This is a genomic window from Streptomyces sp. NPDC031064 (assembly GCF_055570965.1).
Map to the genome: position 1 here is coordinate 166,162 of NZ_JBVIGF010000002.1, position 15,266 is coordinate 181,427.

Genomic DNA, 15,266 nt, shown 5'->3' on the forward strand with positions numbered 1-15,266 from the left:
CACCGAGTGCGAAGTCACGTGCACCACTTGCTCAGGCCACGTCGGTGTCCCGTTCGATGGCCTGGAGGCGGTTCTTGAGCCGGAGCTCGTCGGTTGCTAGACGGTGCGGATGACAGGGGCGGGTTTGATGTCCTGGGCGTCGATGAGGGTGCGGACGTCGTCCGGGTCCGAGGTCCAGATGATGGCGCCGAGACTGGCTGCCATGGTCACGACGGTGGCGTCGACGATGTCGGAGGTGCCGGCCTTGCCGCAGAGGATGCCTGCGGCTTTGGCGGTTTCGAGGCCGACAGGTACGACCTGGCACCCGGCGAGGAACTTGCCGAGTCTGCCCTGGCGGCGGGAATCCCGCCATGCCTGGCTGACGGCGACGGATGGGACGTGGATGTCCCGGCTGTCTTCGAGGGCCAAGCTGTGGCGGGCCCACATGCGTCGGTCGTCGTTGTCGATGGCGATGAGTACGCCGGCGTCGTACAGGTAGGGGATGTTCACGCGGCCGAGGCTCCCGGGCTGCTGAGGTACTCGGCATCGGCGGCGGCCAGGTCCGCGCGGGCGGCGGCGAGCTCTTCCGGGGTGAAGGCGCCGTGTTCGGCCTGCCACTCCTGGATGACGGCCCGGCCGGCCCGCAGGCGCAGCTCGCGTTCGGCTGCTCCGGCGACGAGGCGGGAGAGTGGGATGCCTTCTTCCTCGGCGGCTCCGGCCAGGGCTTCGACCAGGGATTCGTCGAGAGTGATAGTCACCTTCTTAGTAGCCATACATCAACCATAGCGTGGTATGGCCTTGGATCGCCGATGCGCGGATCACGTGCCGACGAGCGCGGAGGGCGTGAGCGCATCCAGCGGGAGGACCTCGCCGACTCGATGGCCTGCGGGGCTGTGGGGAGGCTGGGGCCACATTCGCTGAGAAGAGCGGATTGGTGATGAATATCTTGCTCGGCCGTGAGGTGGCGATGCACGTGGGGTTTGGCGGTTTCCACAGTCAATGACCGGATGGTGATGGTGGCCGCTATGCCGGAGGCGGCCGTCGCTGGCAAACTCATCCCGGACAATCCCGCCCGCGGCGTCCGGATCTCCCGGGCGGCTCCGTGCGCGGCGGACGAGGACGAGATTCCCACGCTGGGCGAAGTCGATCTGATCGCGGCCCACATCGCCCCGCAGTACCGTCTCGCGGTCTACCTCCAGTCGGGTACCGGCCAGCGCGCCAGCGAGGTCCTGGCCTTCTCCGTCGAGTGCCGGCGGTCTGGCTTCGTCAGGGTCCGCTGGCAGGTCAGCGCCAAGGCTCACCGCAGCGAGTGCCACACGGTCTTCGTGCCGCTCAAGCACCGGACGGAGGGCGAGTACCGGGACGTCCCGGCCGCCCCGTTCGTCGAGCAGGAGATCGACGCCCACCTGTCCCGGTGGGAGCCGGTGCCCGTGACCTTCCCCGGCCGGCGGGGCAAGCGACGTCGGCTGGAGGTCTTCTTCGCCCCGCGCCGGCGCGGCAAGGGCGCGATGCCCACCGCCTCCACCTACGGCTACCACTTCACGAAGGCATGTGTGTCGGCCGGCCTGGTTCACCCGGACGGGTCGGCGAAGTACACCCCGTACAGCCTCCGCCACTTCTTCGCCTCCGCTGCGCTTGCGAACGGTGTGCCGATCCACGAGGTCTCCCGGTGGCTCGGCCACAAGTCGATCAAGACCACGGTGGACATCTACGGTCACCTCGTCCCGGAGGCATGGGGCCGCTGCCGTGACATCATGCAGAAGGCCATGCGCCCGGCGCCGCCGGAGGACCCCTCGGGGGACGACGCCGCGGCCTGAGGTGCTGGATGAACGCCTACCGTGCTGGATACGTGCTGGATACGATCACTTGAAGGAACGTTTCCGCAGGTGGGAGCGCTGCGTTGGATATTCCGCTTCAACGTCTGACCCATCCGGCGAAAGGCCGTCCGACCTGCGGTGGAGCGGGTTGGGCGGCCTTTTCGGTCGCACAGGGTCCGCGGGGTCGGTGGCCGGCTTCCAGGTGACCTGACGTGCTCGGAAGGCGGCCGGCCGATGCCGGTACGCTCCTTCGTCACGGCTGGATCGGTACGGAGGAGGGAAGTGGGATGGGGCGTAAGGCGTGGTTGTCCATGGCAGCAGCCTTCCTGCTGGGCGTGGGGACCGCGGCGACGGCATACGGGCTGGTCGAACCGTCGTCGGGAGTGACGGTCAGTCACAGTCCGCCCGCTGATGAGATCCCTCGCACACGGCAGGCTTTGGTCGCGAAGTGGGAGAAGTCGCTCGCTGAGGCCGGCCTGAAGCTTCCCGAGGGCTGGGAGAAGATGTCGACCGACCAGATCCGGACCGAGTACGTGAGCCAGGAACTGGCCAACGCGGGTCCGCCGCCGACGGGTCCGGCGCTCGATCCTGGTTTCAAGAACCCGGACAACTGACGTCAAGGAGGCGGGCACCGGCCATGTTCGGCTGGTGCCCGCCTCCCTTGTGCCGTGCCGCTAGTTGAGCGTGCCGATCCTGTTGATGACGTCGATCGCGTTGTCAGCGTGTGCCGAGCTGTACAGGAGCGGTGCCGTGATGTTGCCTGCTCCGTCGTCCTCGCCGTGCGAGTTGGCGCCGACGATCTGACCCTCCGGGGTGGCCATCGGGCCGCCCGAGGCGCCGTGGCCCATGTCGCAGTCGAACTTCAGCCGGTCGTCCACGGGGAACCACGGGGTGGCGTCCTGTGCGTTGCCCGTGCAGTAGAACTGCGTGTAACCGTCCATATCGGTGCGCTGGTAGCCGTCACCGGGGAAGCCGGAGTCGATGACGTCCGACCAGTCGGGGCCCGAGCCGAAGTTGTAGCCGAAGGCGCCGACGGCGTCGGTCAGGTTCGTGTAGCCGGTCGGGGGAGTGACCGTGAAGGCCGCCAGGTCGCCCCAGAACATGTCCCCGTCCGCGGTCCACGCGGTGGGCGCGACCTTCGCGTTGGCGGCCCACTCGCCCCACGGGGCGTCATAGCCCTTGGCGCTCTGGGCGTTCTTCTTGTAGCCGGGGATGAAGAGGACGTTCTGGTAGAAGCCCTCCGCGCCGCTCCCGTCACCGGGGTGGATGCAGTGGCCGGCGGTCCACACGGTGTTCTTGTTGGCGGTGACGATGGACGATCCGGTGCAGCCGTGCGTGGTGCCGTCCTTGGCGGGGAACAGGATCTTCCCGACCATGACAGCGGGCTGGGACTGCGGGAACGGGACCGGCTGGGCGTACGGCATCTCCGGCACACTCGAGGTGGTGGCGAGAGGCGTGAGCGTCTTGCTGGAAACCGCGGGCATGGCCTGCGCGGGCAGGGTCTGCCGGACAGGCTTCCGGTCACGGGCCTCGGTCGCGGCCGCGGCCTTCTTGTTGAGGGCGGCCTGGTCTCTCTCCTCGTTGGCGAGGGCACGGTTGACGCGTTCGGCGGTCCAGTAGTCCCGCACCTCCTGCGGGTCGGTGGTCTGTTTGCCGATCGTCAGCTTCGCCTTGGGGGACGGCGTTTCGGCCTGCGCGGCGTTGGCGGAGGCGAGGGTGGCGGGGAGGAGCGCTATGGACAGCAGCGCGGCTGCGGTCGCTCGTCGGGTCGTGCGCATGTTCACTGTCGGCCTGTCCGGTCGGGAAGTTGATCTTGGGCTGAGAGTGAAGCACGGCGATGAGGAGGGCCGGTGAAGCGCGAGTGAGGAAACCTTCGTGGTCCAAGAGCTGGTTGCGGCCGGTCTCGTAGCGCTCCCGGCAGTGGCCGCGCAGTGCGACGGCTACGCGTCCGAACTCATGGGCGAACACCGTGGGTGCCGACAGCCCCCAGTGGCCGAGGAGTGGGGGGAGGCTTCGCCCTGCGCGGCGTGCCGGGGCGATCGGACGTGTTCAAGGACCTGCGTCCGATCCGACTCTCAGGGCCGCCAGGAAGTCGAGTCGGGTTTCGAGGCGGGCCAGGTCGCGGCCGGTGAGGTGTTCGATGCGGGTGATGCGGTGGCGGAGGGAGTTGACGTGGAGGTGGAGGCGGGCGGCGCACTTGGTCCAGGAGGCGTCGCAGTCGAGGAAGGCCTCCAGGGTGGGGAGCAGGTCGGTTCGGTGGCGGATGTCGTGGTCGCGCAGGGGGCCCAGGAGGCGGGCGGCGAAGGCGTGCCGGGTGGCGGCCGGGATGAGGGGGAGCAGCGACAGGATGTGCGAGGTGAGGTCGTCGGGGCCGCGCACGGTCACGCGGTCCGGGCCGGCGTCGGCGACCCGCAGCGCGGTGCGGGCGTCGTCGAGTGCTCGGCGGGCGTTGCCGGGGGCGTCCACGGGGGAGCTGAGGCCGATGGAGACGCGGTCCGCGGGGCCGAGCCAGCGCGTGAGTACCGCGGCGAGCCTCTGCCGGAGGGCGGCGTGGTCGAGGGTCGGTTGGGGCTCGGGCACGAGTACGAAGAGCACGGCCCGGTCGCCGTCGACGGTGGCGGCGATGTCGTCCGGCGATACCGGCACCGGGCCGTCCGGCTGGACCAGGGCCTCCTCCAGCAGTACCCGCAGGGCCGGGGCGGGGATGGGGCCGCTGCCGTGCCGCTCGCCCGTGGCGACCACGAACTGGCAGCGCTGCCACGTGTAGCACTCGCTGACGAGGGCCTGCGCGGTGCTGCTCAGCCGGATGGGGATCTCGTCGGCCGGGACGCGGCTGTGGAGCAGGTCGAGGAGTCGGCGGGCAAGGTCGTTGAGCGCCGCCTTCCCCGCCTCGTGGGCGGATCGCGCGTCGGCGACCAGTTCGGCGATCCGGTCGAGGAGTTCCGCGTCCGCCGCGGGCAGGTCCGACGTGTCGGCCTCCACGACGAGCAGCCAGTCACCCAACTCGGCGGCGTCCCCCGCCGTGGCGTCGCGTACCGGCACGAGGGAGTCGAGCCGGTCGCCGATCGTGACCCGGTGGGGAGCCGCCTCGCGTGAGCGGCGCGCGGCGAGGTACCTCGCGGCCAGCGCCACCGCCGTCCTGGTCCGCAGCGGGGGTTGGGACCCGGCGATCTGGCGTCCCGTCGCGGACAGGACGCGCACGTCGAGGCCGAGGCTGTTCCGCAGGAGTTCCAGGACGGCGTCCGGGCCGCCCTGGTCGCTGAGGAGCTGCCGATGGCGTTCGACCACGGCGGCGAGGCTGCCGACGTCCTGGCGGTGAAGACGGCGCAGTACGTGGTCGGTGATCGCGCTGAACGAGGTCTCCGGCCGTACGGCGATGAGGGGGAGGCCGTGGCGGCGGCAGGCGCGTACGAGGTCGTCCGGGACGCGGCCGTGTTCGACCTCACCGGCGGCGAGGGCCGCGACGCCCGCTCGGTCGAGGACGCGTACGAAGGACTCGGCGTCTCCGTCCTCCCGCCACCAGGCCAGCCCGGTGAGGACGAGTTCGCCGCCGGTGAGGAAGCGGCCGGGGTCGGCCAGGTCGATGGTCGGGACGGCGCGTATGGCTCGATCCAGCACGCTGTCGTCGGCGTCCGGGCCCACGAGCAGCAGCAGCCCCAGCTCGTCGACATCCAGGAGTTCGCGTACCCGCATGATCGCCACTCTCTCACGCGGCACCGCGTGCGGAACATGAATCGTCGCAGTTCACCGGCGTAAGGCGGTGGGAAAGCACGGTCGTCCACAGGCGGCGGACAAGCCGGTTTCGAGCGATCGGTGACTGCCTCGTCCCCTTGGTCGCGCTGTCTACTTCTGCGCGTGCGGCCGACAGCGACTTCGGGCAGGCCCCTGACTCGAAACGAACGCACTCCCACTCCCCACGAACGACCCGACACGAACGAGGAGCGCCGCTCATGGAATTTCTTCGCCCCGCCGACTGGGCGGAGGCGCTCGCCGCCAAGGCGGAGCACCCCACGGCAGTACCGATCGCGGGTGGCACCGATGTCATGGTCGAGATCAACTTCGACCACCGGCGGCCCGAGTACCTGCTGGACCTGAACCGCATCGAGCTGCTCGGCGAGTGGGAGATCGGCGAGGAGAACATCCGGCTGGGCGCCTCCGTCCCGTACACCCGGATCATGGAGCACCTCCGGGCCGAGCTGCCCGGCCTGGCGCTCGCCTCGCACACCGTGGCCTCGCCGCAGATCCGCAACCGCGGCGGTGTCGGCGGCAACCTGGGCACGGCGTCCCCGGCCGGCGACGCGCACCCCGCCCTCCTGGCGGCGGGTGCCGAGGTGGAGGTGGAGTCCGTGCGCGGCTCCCGCTTCATCCCGATCGACGAGTTCTACACCGGCGTCAAGCGCAACGCGCTGGCCGCTGACGAGCTCATCAAGGCCGTCCACATCAAGAAGGCGGACGGGCCGCAGCAGTACGCCAAGGTGGGCACGCGGAACGCCATGGTGATCGCGGTGTGCGCCTTCGGTCTGGCGCTGCACCCGGAGACCCGGACCGTGCGGACCGGCATCGGCTCGGCGGCCCCGACCCCGATCCGGGCGAAGGCCGCGGAGGAGTTCCTCAACGCCGCGCTCGAAGAAGGCGGGTTCTGGGACAGCGGCAAGATCATCACCCCGTCGGTGGCCAAGCGGTTCGCGGAGCTCTGCTCCGGTGCCGCCAACCCGATCGACGACGTTCGCGGCACCGCGAGCTACCGCCGCCACGCCGTCGGCATCATGGCCCGCCGCACGCTCGGCTGGACCTGGGAGCAGTACCGCGACGGCAAGGGCCGTGGCGCGGAAGGAGCCGCGTAACCATGCGCGTGAATCTCACGGTCAACGGACGTCCGCAGGAAGCCGACGACGTCTGGGAGGGTGAGTCCCTCCTCTACGTGCTGCGTGAGCGCCTGGGCCTGCCAGGCTCGAAGAACGCCTGCGAGCAGGGCGAGTGCGGCTCCTGCACGGTCCGCCTGGACGGCGTCCCGGTGTGTTCGTGCCTCGTGGCCGCCGGGCAGGCCGAGGGCCGCGAGGTCGTCACCGTCGAGGGCCTGGCCGACTACGCCGAACAGCGTGCCGCGTACGGGGGTCGCGGCACCGAGAACGGCACGGCCGCCTGCGGCAGCACCGCTGACGGAGCCGAACTGAGCCCCATCCAGCGGGCGTTCATCGACGCGGGCGCCGTGCAGTGCGGCTTCTGCACCCCGGGTCTCCTGGTCGCCGCCGACGAGCTCATCGAGCGCAACGGCGAGCCGTCCGACGCGGACATCCGCGAGGCGCTCTCCGGCAACCTCTGCCGCTGCACCGGTTACGAGAAGATCCTGGACGCGGTCCGCCTGGCCGCGGCGCGCCGGGAACGTCACGAACGTCAAGGACTTCAGGAAGGCGCGGTCTGAACATGGCTGGCACCACCACGGGTATCCCCACCAACGTCACCCAGCGCTCCCGGACGAAGGGCGGCATCGGTGAGTCGACGCTGCGTCCCGACGGCACCCTGAAGGTCACCGGCGAGTTCGCGTACTCCTCGGACATGTGGCACGAGGACATGCTGTGGGGGCAGATCCTGCGCTCCACCGTCGCCCACGCCGAGATCGTCTCCATCGACACCTCCGAGGCCCTCGCCCAGGCCGGCGTCTACGCGGTGATGACGTACGACGACCTGCCGGCCCCGATGAAGTACTACGGCATGGAGTTCCAGGACACCCCGGTCCTGGCCCACGGCCGGGTACGCCACCACGGTGAGCCGGTCGCCCTGGTCGCCGCCGACCACCCGGAGACCGCCCGCCGCGCGGCCGCGAAGATCAAGGTCGAGTACAGGGACCTTCCCCTCGTCACCGACGAGGCCTCCGCGCTCGCCCCCGACGCGCCGATCCTGCACCCGGGCCGGGACGACCACCACGCCGGTCACGTGCCGCACCCGAACATCGTGCACCGCCAGCCGATCGTCCGCGGCAACGTGGAGGAGGCCCGCAAGCGCGCCGATGTGATCGTCGAGGGCGAGTACACCTTCGGCATGCAGGACCAGGCCTTCCTCGGCCCCGAGTCCGGCCTCGCGGTACCCGCCGAGGACGGCGGTGTGGACCTGTACGTGGCCACCCAGTGGCTGCACTCCGACCTCCGCCAGATCGCCCCGGTCCTCGGCCTGCCCGAGGAGAAGGTCCGCATGACGATGGCGGGCGTCGGCGGCGCCTTCGGCGGCCGCGAGGACATCTCGATGCAGATCCTCGCGTCTCTGCTCGCGCTGCGCACCGGCAAGCCGGTGAAGATGGTCTACAACCGCTACGAGTCCTTCTTCGGGCACGTCCACCGCCACCCGGCGAAGCTGTACTACGAGCACGGCGCCACCAAGGACGGCAAGCTCACGCACATGAAGTGCAAGATCGTGCTCGACGGCGGCGCCTACGCCTCGTCCACGGCCTCGGTCGTCGGCAACGCCGCGTCCCTCTCGGCCGGCCCGTACGTCATCGACGACGTCGACATCGAGGCGGTCGGCCTCTACACGAACAACCCGCCCTGCGGCGCCATGCGCGGCTTCGGCGCGGTCCAGGCGTGCTTCGCGTACGAGGCCCAGATGGACAAGCTGGCCGCCAAGCTGGGCATGGACCCGGTCGAGTTCCGCCGGCTCAACGCCATGGAACAGGGCACGCTCATGCCGACCGGCCAGCCGGTCGACTCGCCCGCCCCGGTCGCCGAGCTGCTGCGCCGCGTCAAGGCGCGTCCGCTGCCGCCGGAGCGCCAGTGGGAGACCACCGAGGGCGCCGACGTCCGCGCGCTGCCCGGCGGCCTGTCCAACACCACCCACGGCGAGGGCGTCGTGCGCGGTGTCGGCTACGCGGTCGGCATCAAGAACGTCGGCTTCTCCGAGGGCTTCGACGACTACTCCACCGCCAAGGTCCGCATCGAGGTCATCAACGGGGAGGCGGTCGCCACGGTGCACACGGCCGCGGCGGAGGTCGGCCAGGGCGGTGTCACCATCCACGCGCAGATCGCCCGGACCGAGCTCGGCGTGCAGCAGGTCACCATCCACCCCGCCGACACCCAGGTGGGCTCGGCCGGCTCGACCTCCGCGGCCCGGCAGACGTACATGACGGGCGGCGCCATCAAGAACTCCTGCGAGCTCGTCCGCGAGAAGGTGCTGGAGATCGGCCGGCGCAAGTTCGGTACGTACCACCCCGCGTGGGCGACGGCCGAGCTCATCCTGGAGGGCGGCAAGGTCGTCACCGACGGCGGCGAGGTCCTCGCCGACCTGGTGGACGTCCTGGGCGACGAGGCCGTGGAGGTCGAGGCCGAGTGGCGGCACCGCCCGACCGAGGCCTTCGACCTGCGCACCGGCCAGGGCAACGGCCACGTCCAGTACTCCTTCGCCGCGCACCGCGCGGTGGTGGAGGTGGACACCGAGCTGGGTCTGGTCAAGGTCATCGAGCTGGCCTGCGCCCAGGACGTCGGCAAGGCCCTCAACCCGCTGTCCGTCGTCGGCCAGATCCAGGGTGGCACCACCCAGGGCCTGGGCGTGGCGGTCATGGAGGAGATCATCGTCGATCCCAAGACCGCGAAGGTGAAGAACCCCTCCTTCACGGACTACCTGATCCCCACCATCCTCGACACCCCGACCATCCCCGTCGACTACCTGGAGCTGGCGGACCCGAACGCGCCGTACGGCGTGCGCGGCATCGGTGAGGCTCCGACTCTGTCGTCCACCCCGGCCGTCCTCGCGGCGATCCGGAACGCGACCGGTCTGGAGCTCAACAAGACGCCTGTCCGCCCCGAGCACCTCACCGGGGTCTGACCGGGACGCGGGTCTGACCGGCACGCGCCTGAAGTCGTGGGGGCCGGGCTCCGGTGAGTCCGGCCCCTTCCGCGTACGGAGCACACGGCGACGACGCACCGTCACAGCACGTCGTCATGCCGTGATCAGGCCATGATCAGACAGTGATCGGCACCTCGTGGATCTCGTCGGCGGCGTGGCCCGTGCGCTCGTGGATGCGCTGCACGGCGTCGGCCGAGGGTCCCGTGGACAGGCAGTACACCGTGCCCGACTGGGGGTCGGCCCAGGCGCGCTCGAAGTGGACCCCTTCTTCCTTCTCTATGGCGAGGTCCGCCTGATGGGCCTCTTGCAGTTGCTCGGACGTGATGCCCTTCATTCCTCGGTGGACGTCCATGTACGTGCCCATGGCTTCCGCACCTCCGGCTGTTCGGTTCGGGCCCCTCTTCCATGCTGCACCCATGGGCGCCCGGCGGCGCGGGAACCGGCGGGGGCTCCGAGGCGGCGTCCGGCGGCGCTCAGGTCGCGGCCAGGCCCGTCTTCGCGCCCGCGCCGCACAGCGGCACCACGACGCCGCCCTCGGGCGGCGCGGCGGTGACCGCCGCCCAGCAGGCGACGCCCGTCGACTCGACGAACAGCCCGCGAGCGGCCAAGTCGAGCTGGGCGGCCCGGATCTGGTCCTCCGTCACCGTGAGGAAGGTGCCGCCGGAGTCGCGCACCGCCCGGAGGATCTGACGGGCGCGCGGGGGGTACGGGATGGCGATGCCCTCCGCGAGGGTGGGGGCCATGGCGGCCGGGGCCGGTACGTCGTCGGCGCCCGCCCGGAACGCCTCCGCCAGCGGCGCCACCGCCTCCGCCTGCACGGCCACCAGGGCGGGGCGCGCCGGGATGAGGCCGTGCGCGTACAGCTCGGCGGTGGCGAGGGCGGCGCCCAGGAGGAGGGTGCCGTTGCCGACGGGGACGACGAGCGTGTCGGGCAGCCGCCCGCCCAGGTCCTCCCACAGTTCGTACACGTACGTCTTCGTACCGTGCAGGAAGAACGGGTTGAACACGTGCGAGGCATAGAAGGTGCCCGGCTCGTCGGCGGCCTGCCGGGCGGCCCGCGCCGTGTCCTCCCGGTCACCCAGGACGACCGTGAGGCATGCCCCGTGCGCGCGGATCTGCTCCAGCTTCTTGGGCGACGTGCCCTGGGGGACGTACACCGTGCAGTCCAGGCCCGCGCGGGCACAGTACGCGGCGACGGCCGTGCCCGCGTTGCCGCTGCTGTCGGCGATCACCCGGCGCGGCGCGAGGCGGCGGGCGAGCTCGGCGAGCATGACGGCGCCGCGGTCCTTGAACGACAGGGTGGGCATCAGGAAGTCGAGCTTGGCCGAGACTGTGTCCGTGAGGCGGACGAGCGGGGTGCGGCCCTCGCCGAGCGAGCAGTACGGGTCGGACAGCGGCAGTGCCTCCTCGTACCGCCACAGCGAACCGACCCGGGCGGCGAGGGATGCCCGTGGCACGGGACCGGCGGTGAAATCCAGGTCCCAGGGGCCCCGGCATTCGGGACAGCACCAGGTCAGTGCCGATACGGATGACCGGGCGCCGCAGCGGGGGCATACGTAGGCCGTCATGATCCTCATGTCGGCCAGCATGTCAGTTGTATGGCACGGGTGTTACCGGCGCGTCAGGACCCTTGTGCGATTCCTATGGATCGGTCAATCTTTCGCTCGACAGGCGCGTTTCCCCGACGCCGCGTACCCGGCGGTGTTGTTTGTCATGCCCCTGTCGTAAACCCCCACAGCAACGCACCACCAATGAGGAGGACCCCTCACATGTCAGTGATGCGTACCCCGCGGCGAAGACTGGCCGCAGCCGGCGCCACCGTCGTCGCCGCCCTCGCGCTCGGCACCCTCTCCGCCCTCCCGGCCACCGCGGCCGCGGCCGCCCCGGAAGGCGTGATCGAGAACGCCGGAGCCCCCGGCGCCATCGCGGGCAGCTACATCGTCACCCTCGACGAGTCGGCCGCCGACGCCGAGTCCAAGGCGGGCAAGGCGGTCGCCGCCCGCTACGGCGCCAAGATCGAGAAGACGTACACCGCCGCCCTCAACGGCTACGCCGTCCAGCTCTCCGAGGCCCAGGCCAAGAAGCTCGCCGCCGACCCGGCCGTCGACTCCGTCGTGCAGAACCGCGTCTTCAGCATCAACGGCACCCAGCCGTCGCCGCCGTCCTGGGGCCTGGACCGGATCGACCAGCGCGCCCTGCCGCTCAACCAGAGCTACACCTACCCCGAGCCGGCGGGTGACGGCGTCACCGCGTACATCATCGACACCGGCGTACGCATCACGCACAGCGACTTCGGCGGGCGGGCCTCCTACGGCTACGACGCCGTCGACAACGACAACACGGCACAGGACGGCCACGGTCACGGTACGCACGTCGCCGGCACCGTCGCCGGGTCCTCCTACGGTGTGGCCAAGAAGGCCAAGATCGTCGGCGTCCGCGTGCTCAACAACTCCGGCTCCGGCACCACCGCGCAGGTCGTCGCCGGCATCGACTGGGTGACCCGGAACGCCGTCAAGCCGGCGGTGGCCAACATGAGTCTGGGCGGCGGCGCGGACTCCGCCCTCGACACCGCCGTACGCAACTCCATAGCTTCCGGCGTCACCTACGCCATCGCGGCGGGCAACGACAACCGCGACGCCTCCAGCACATCCCCGGCGCGCGTCACCGAGGCCATCACGGTCGGCTCGACCACCAGTTCCGACGCGCGCTCCAGCTTCTCCAACTACGGCAGTGTGCTGGACCTGTTCGCGCCCGGCTCCTCCATCACCTCCGCGTGGAACAACAGCGACACCGCCACCAGCACCATCTCCGGTACGTCGATGGCGACCCCGCACGTCGCGGGCGCCGCGGCCCTCTACCTGGCGAACAACCGCACGGCCACCCCGGCACAGGTCGCCACCGCCCTCACCTCCGCCGCCACCAGCGGCGTGGTGGGCAACCCGGGCACCGGCTCCCCGAACCGCCTGCTGTACGTGGGTGACGGCGGCACCACGCCGCCGCCCGGCAAGCGCTTCGAGAACACCGCCGACTACGCGATCAACGACAACTCCACCGTCGAGTCGCCGATCACCGTCAGCGGTGTCGCGGGTAACGCCCCGTCAGCTCTCCAGGTGCCCGTGAATATCGTTCACACGTACATCGGTGACCTCCAGGTGCAGCTCATCGCACCCGACGGGACGGCGTACACGCTCAAGGGCTACGGCACGGGCGGCAGTTCCGACAACATCAACACCACGTACACGGTCAACGCCTCCTCCGAGGTCGCGAACGGCACGTGGAAGCTGCGCGTGAGCGACAACGCGAACTACGACACCGGCAAGATCGACTCCTGGGCCCTCCAGTTCTGAGGCGCTCGCACGAGTGAGGGAGGGGCGGTCGCCGTCATGGCGACCGCCCCTTCTGTTTGTGGTGATTGACCGTGTTGTCTCCATTCGTCGCCCGCATTCCGCCTCCTGCCGCCGACCGCGTACGATGCGCCAGCCGCGCGCGCACTTCGATCCGTCCCGCCCCCGACAGGAGCACCGAGAACCGTGGAACCGTCCTCCCAGGGATCGCCCCAGGGGAGCCCCCAGGGCCCCTCCCAGGGCTGGCCCCCGCCCCAGCAGCCGCACCCCCCGGTGCCCCCGCCGTTCTACGGCGCGCCCGGAGCGCCCCAGCCCTCGGCGAACGTCAACGGGCTCGCCATCGCCGCCCTCGTCACCGGCATCGTCTGCCTGCTGCCGCCGCTCGGCATGATCCTGGGCGGGATCGCGCTCGGGCGGATCAAGAAGCGGGGCGAGCGCGGCAAGGGCCTGGCGATCACCGGCATGTGCCTGTCCCTCGTCAGCACGCTGCTGGTGGTGGCCGGACTGACCACCGGGGCGTTCCGCGACGTCTACGACGGCATGCGGGACGCCGCGGACGAGGTGTCGCGCACCCGCTCGACGTTCGACCTGCGCAAGGGGCAGTGCTTCAACAGCCCGGGCGGCGCCATCGAGGCGGAGACCGCCAACGTCACGATCGTCGACTGCGCCAAGCCGCACGACGGTGAGATAACCGGCACCTTCAAGCTCACCGAGTTCGACAAGTGGCCCGGCGACAAGCCGATCGAGCCGGTCGCCGAGAAGCGCTGCGCCGTGCTGAACACGGCGTACGCGCTGGATACCTGGGCCGTCCCGGACACCGCGTGGATGTACTACTACCAGCCGAGCAAGGAGAGCTGGGCGATCGGCGACCGCTCGGTGACCTGCGCCTTCGCCGCCGAGAAGGGCAAGCTCACGGGCTCGGTGCGCAGTGACGAGACGACCCTCGACGCCCACCAGCTCGCCTACCTGAAGCCGGTCAACCGGATCGACGCCGCCCTCCTGGAGGAGCCCGAGGCGGACGTCGAGGAGGACCAGGAGGCCAATGTCGCGTGGGCCCGGAAGGTGTCGTCGACCCTGAGCGGGACCATCGCCGAGCTGGAGGCGCACCAGTGGCCGGCGGCCGCGGACGCGCCGGTGGCGGACCTGGTGAAGGAGCTGGAGTCGGCCCGGAAGCACTGGGCGAAGATGGCCGCCGCCACGGACCCGGACACCTTCTGGGAGCACTACGACCCCGCGTACGACGGCCTGCCCGCCGACCTGGGCGCGAAGGCGCGCGGCGCCCTGAAGCTGGGCGTCACGCCGCCGCCGACGGAGGGCGGCGGCACTTCCTGAGTGGTGTGTCCGGAGGTCTTACCCACCTTGACCTGGTACTCAAACGGCGGTCATCACATCGGGTGAAACCCTGGCCCATGCTTGCGGCGTGCAACCTACGGTTGCCAGGCTGTTGCTGTCTGTCAACCTGATGGGAGTGGCCAGTGACCTTCGGTGAGCAGCCCGCCTATCTGCGCGTTGCGAGCGATCTCCGGGAAAAGATCGTGAACGGCTCGCTCCCGCCCCACACCCGGCTGCCCTCACAGGCCCGCATCCGGGAGGAGTACGGGGTCTCCGACACCGTCGCGCTGGAGGCCCGCAAGGTGCTGATGGCCGAGGGGCTCGTCGAGGGCCGGTCGGGGTCCGGGACGTACGTCCGCGAGCGGCCCGTGCCCCGCCGGATCGCCCGCTCCGGCTACGGGCTGACGAGCGGCGCCAACCCCTTCCGGCAGGAGCAGGCGGCCGAGGGGGCGCGCGGCACCTGGGAGTCCAGCAGCGAGCAGGAGCCGGCGAGCGCCGCGATCGCCGAGCGGCTCGGCATCGAGCCGGGCGAGCGGGTGATGCGCACGCGGTACGTCTTCCGGGACGCGGGGGAGCCGATGATGCTCTCCACCTCCTGGGAGCCGCTCGCCGTCACCGGGCGTACGCCGGTGATGCTCCCCGAGGAGGGGCCGCTGGGCGGCTGCGGGGTCGTCGAGCGGATGGCCGCGATCGACATCGTCGTGGACAACGTGGTGGAGGAGGTCGGCGCCCGGCCCGGGCTGGCGGAGGAGCTGCTGACGCTCGGGGGCGTGCCCGGTCATGTGGTGATGGTGGTGGAGCGGACGTACTACGCGTCGGGGCGGGCGGTCGAGACGGCCGACGTGGTCGTGCCGGCCGACCGCTACCGCATCGCCTACCACCTGCCGGTCCGGTGACCCGGAGCCGGTCGACGGCCGGTCCGCGACGGCCGGTCGCTCACGGCCGGTGTTGACGGGCAATC

14 protein-coding genes are annotated in these 15,266 nt (G+C 70.7%); 8 read left to right on the forward strand and 6 right to left on the reverse strand.

The window, feature by feature from the left end; all coding sequences use genetic code 11:
* Positions 1–96: 96 nt before the first annotated feature.
* Together ACZ46W_RS07515 and ACZ46W_RS07520 are read right to left on the reverse strand one after the other, a co-directional pair.
* Entirely contained in the window at positions 97–489 is a 393-nt protein-coding gene (locus ACZ46W_RS07515) for a PIN domain-containing protein (RefSeq protein ID WP_468332914.1), read from the reverse strand.
* A complete protein-coding gene (locus tag ACZ46W_RS07520) occupies positions 486–737 on the reverse strand; it encodes a hypothetical protein (RefSeq protein WP_468332917.1) in 252 nt (83 codons plus the stop codon). Before ACZ46W_RS07520 ends, ACZ46W_RS07515 begins: the two co-directional genes overlap by 4 nt.
* Before the next feature lie 267 nt (positions 738–1,004).
* Between ACZ46W_RS07520 and ACZ46W_RS07525 the strand changes: the two genes are divergently transcribed.
* Both ACZ46W_RS07525 and ACZ46W_RS07530 read left to right on the forward strand, forming a co-directional pair.
* The gene (locus ACZ46W_RS07525) at positions 1,005–1,796 is read left to right on the forward strand and encodes a tyrosine-type recombinase/integrase (RefSeq protein WP_468332920.1); all 792 of its coding nucleotides are present in this window, start codon (positions 1,005–1,007) and stop codon (positions 1,794–1,796) included.
* Between the two features lie 311 nt (positions 1,797–2,107).
* Complete coding sequence (locus ACZ46W_RS07530) at positions 2,108–2,410, forward strand: hypothetical protein (protein ID WP_468332923.1); 303 nt, start codon at positions 2,108–2,110, stop codon at positions 2,408–2,410.
* A gap of 60 nt (positions 2,411–2,470) precedes the next feature.
* On the opposite strand, the gene ACZ46W_RS07535 is transcribed toward ACZ46W_RS07530, so the two are convergent.
* The gene (locus ACZ46W_RS07535; protein ID WP_468332926.1) at positions 2,471–3,574 is read right to left on the reverse strand and encodes a trypsin-like serine peptidase; all 1,104 of its coding nucleotides are present in this window, start codon (positions 3,572–3,574) and stop codon (positions 2,471–2,473) included.
* 271 nt (positions 3,575–3,845) lie between these two features.
* Positions 3,846–5,489, reverse strand: a complete 1,644-nt coding sequence (locus tag ACZ46W_RS07540) for a PucR family transcriptional regulator (RefSeq protein WP_468332929.1) — start codon at positions 5,487–5,489, stop codon at positions 3,846–3,848.
* 257 nt (positions 5,490–5,746) lie between these two features.
* Here ACZ46W_RS07540 and ACZ46W_RS07545 point away from each other — a divergent pair, with 257 nt between their 5' ends.
* Genes ACZ46W_RS07545 through ACZ46W_RS07555 form a run of 3 tightly spaced genes read left to right on the forward strand, consistent with a single transcriptional unit; the run spans position 5,747 to position 9,608 of the window.
* Positions 5,747–6,640: an FAD binding domain-containing protein gene (locus ACZ46W_RS07545; protein ID WP_468332932.1), complete on the forward strand. Its 894-nt coding sequence runs from the start codon at positions 5,747–5,749 to the stop codon at positions 6,638–6,640.
* 2 nt (positions 6,641–6,642) lie between these two features.
* Positions 6,643–7,218 (forward strand): (2Fe-2S)-binding protein, encoded by a 576-nt coding sequence (locus ACZ46W_RS07550; protein WP_468332935.1) that lies wholly within the window; start codon positions 6,643–6,645, stop codon positions 7,216–7,218.
* Between the two features lie 2 nt (positions 7,219–7,220).
* Entirely contained in the window at positions 7,221–9,608 is a 2,388-nt protein-coding gene (locus ACZ46W_RS07555) for a xanthine dehydrogenase family protein molybdopterin-binding subunit (RefSeq protein ID WP_468332938.1), read from the forward strand.
* A gap of 136 nt (positions 9,609–9,744) precedes the next feature.
* On the opposite strand, the gene ACZ46W_RS07560 is transcribed toward ACZ46W_RS07555, so the two are convergent.
* Both ACZ46W_RS07560 and ACZ46W_RS07565 read right to left on the reverse strand, forming a co-directional pair.
* Positions 9,745–9,993 carry an SCO4226 family nickel-binding protein gene (locus ACZ46W_RS07560; RefSeq protein WP_468332941.1) on the reverse strand — a complete coding sequence of 83 codons (249 nt, stop codon included), beginning with the start codon at positions 9,991–9,993 and terminating at the stop codon, positions 9,745–9,747.
* A gap of 109 nt (positions 9,994–10,102) precedes the next feature.
* Positions 10,103–11,197 carry a threonine synthase gene (locus tag ACZ46W_RS07565; RefSeq protein WP_468334685.1) on the reverse strand — a complete coding sequence of 365 codons (1,095 nt, stop codon included), beginning with the start codon at positions 11,195–11,197 and terminating at the stop codon, positions 10,103–10,105.
* 201 nt (positions 11,198–11,398) lie between these two features.
* Between ACZ46W_RS07565 and ACZ46W_RS07570 the strand changes: the two genes are divergently transcribed.
* From ACZ46W_RS07570 to ACZ46W_RS07580, 3 genes are all read left to right on the forward strand, one after another.
* Entirely contained in the window at positions 11,399–12,976 is a 1,578-nt protein-coding gene (locus ACZ46W_RS07570; RefSeq protein WP_468332944.1) for a S8 family peptidase, read from the forward strand.
* Between the two features lie 183 nt (positions 12,977–13,159).
* Complete coding sequence (locus tag ACZ46W_RS07575; RefSeq protein ID WP_468332947.1) at positions 13,160–14,305, forward strand: DUF4190 domain-containing protein; 1,146 nt, start codon at positions 13,160–13,162, stop codon at positions 14,303–14,305.
* A 143-nt stretch (positions 14,306–14,448) separates the two neighbouring features.
* The gene (locus ACZ46W_RS07580) at positions 14,449–15,201 is read left to right on the forward strand and encodes a GntR family transcriptional regulator (RefSeq protein ID WP_468332950.1); all 753 of its coding nucleotides are present in this window, start codon (positions 14,449–14,451) and stop codon (positions 15,199–15,201) included.
* The last annotated feature ends 65 nt before the right edge of the window (positions 15,202–15,266 follow it).

Bases quoted from the DNA above. Each gene is read 5' to 3' on its own strand.
- ACZ46W_RS07525 (WP_468332920.1), top strand. From the start codon at position 1,005: ATGCCGGAGGCGGCCGTCGCTGGCAAACTCATCCCGGACAATCCCGCC.
- ACZ46W_RS07530 (WP_468332923.1), top strand. From the start codon at position 2,108: ATGGCAGCAGCCTTCCTGCTGGGCGTGGGGACCGCGGCGACGGCATAC.
- ACZ46W_RS07535 (WP_468332926.1), bottom strand. From the start codon at position 3,574: ATGCGCACGACCCGACGAGCGACCGCAGCCGCGCTGCTGTCCATAGCG.
- ACZ46W_RS07540 (WP_468332929.1), bottom strand. From the start codon at position 5,489: ATGCGGGTACGCGAACTCCTGGATGTCGACGAGCTGGGGCTGCTGCTG.
- ACZ46W_RS07545 (WP_468332932.1), top strand. From the start codon at position 5,747: ATGGAATTTCTTCGCCCCGCCGACTGGGCGGAGGCGCTCGCCGCCAAG.
- ACZ46W_RS07550 (WP_468332935.1), top strand. From the start codon at position 6,643: ATGCGCGTGAATCTCACGGTCAACGGACGTCCGCAGGAAGCCGACGAC.
- ACZ46W_RS07555 (WP_468332938.1), top strand. From the start codon at position 7,221: ATGGCTGGCACCACCACGGGTATCCCCACCAACGTCACCCAGCGCTCC.
- ACZ46W_RS07560 (WP_468332941.1), bottom strand. From the start codon at position 9,993: ATGGGCACGTACATGGACGTCCACCGAGGAATGAAGGGCATCACGTCC.
- ACZ46W_RS07565 (WP_468334685.1), bottom strand. From the start codon at position 11,197: ATGACGGCCTACGTATGCCCCCGCTGCGGCGCCCGGTCATCCGTATCG.
- ACZ46W_RS07570 (WP_468332944.1), top strand. From the start codon at position 11,399: ATGTCAGTGATGCGTACCCCGCGGCGAAGACTGGCCGCAGCCGGCGCC.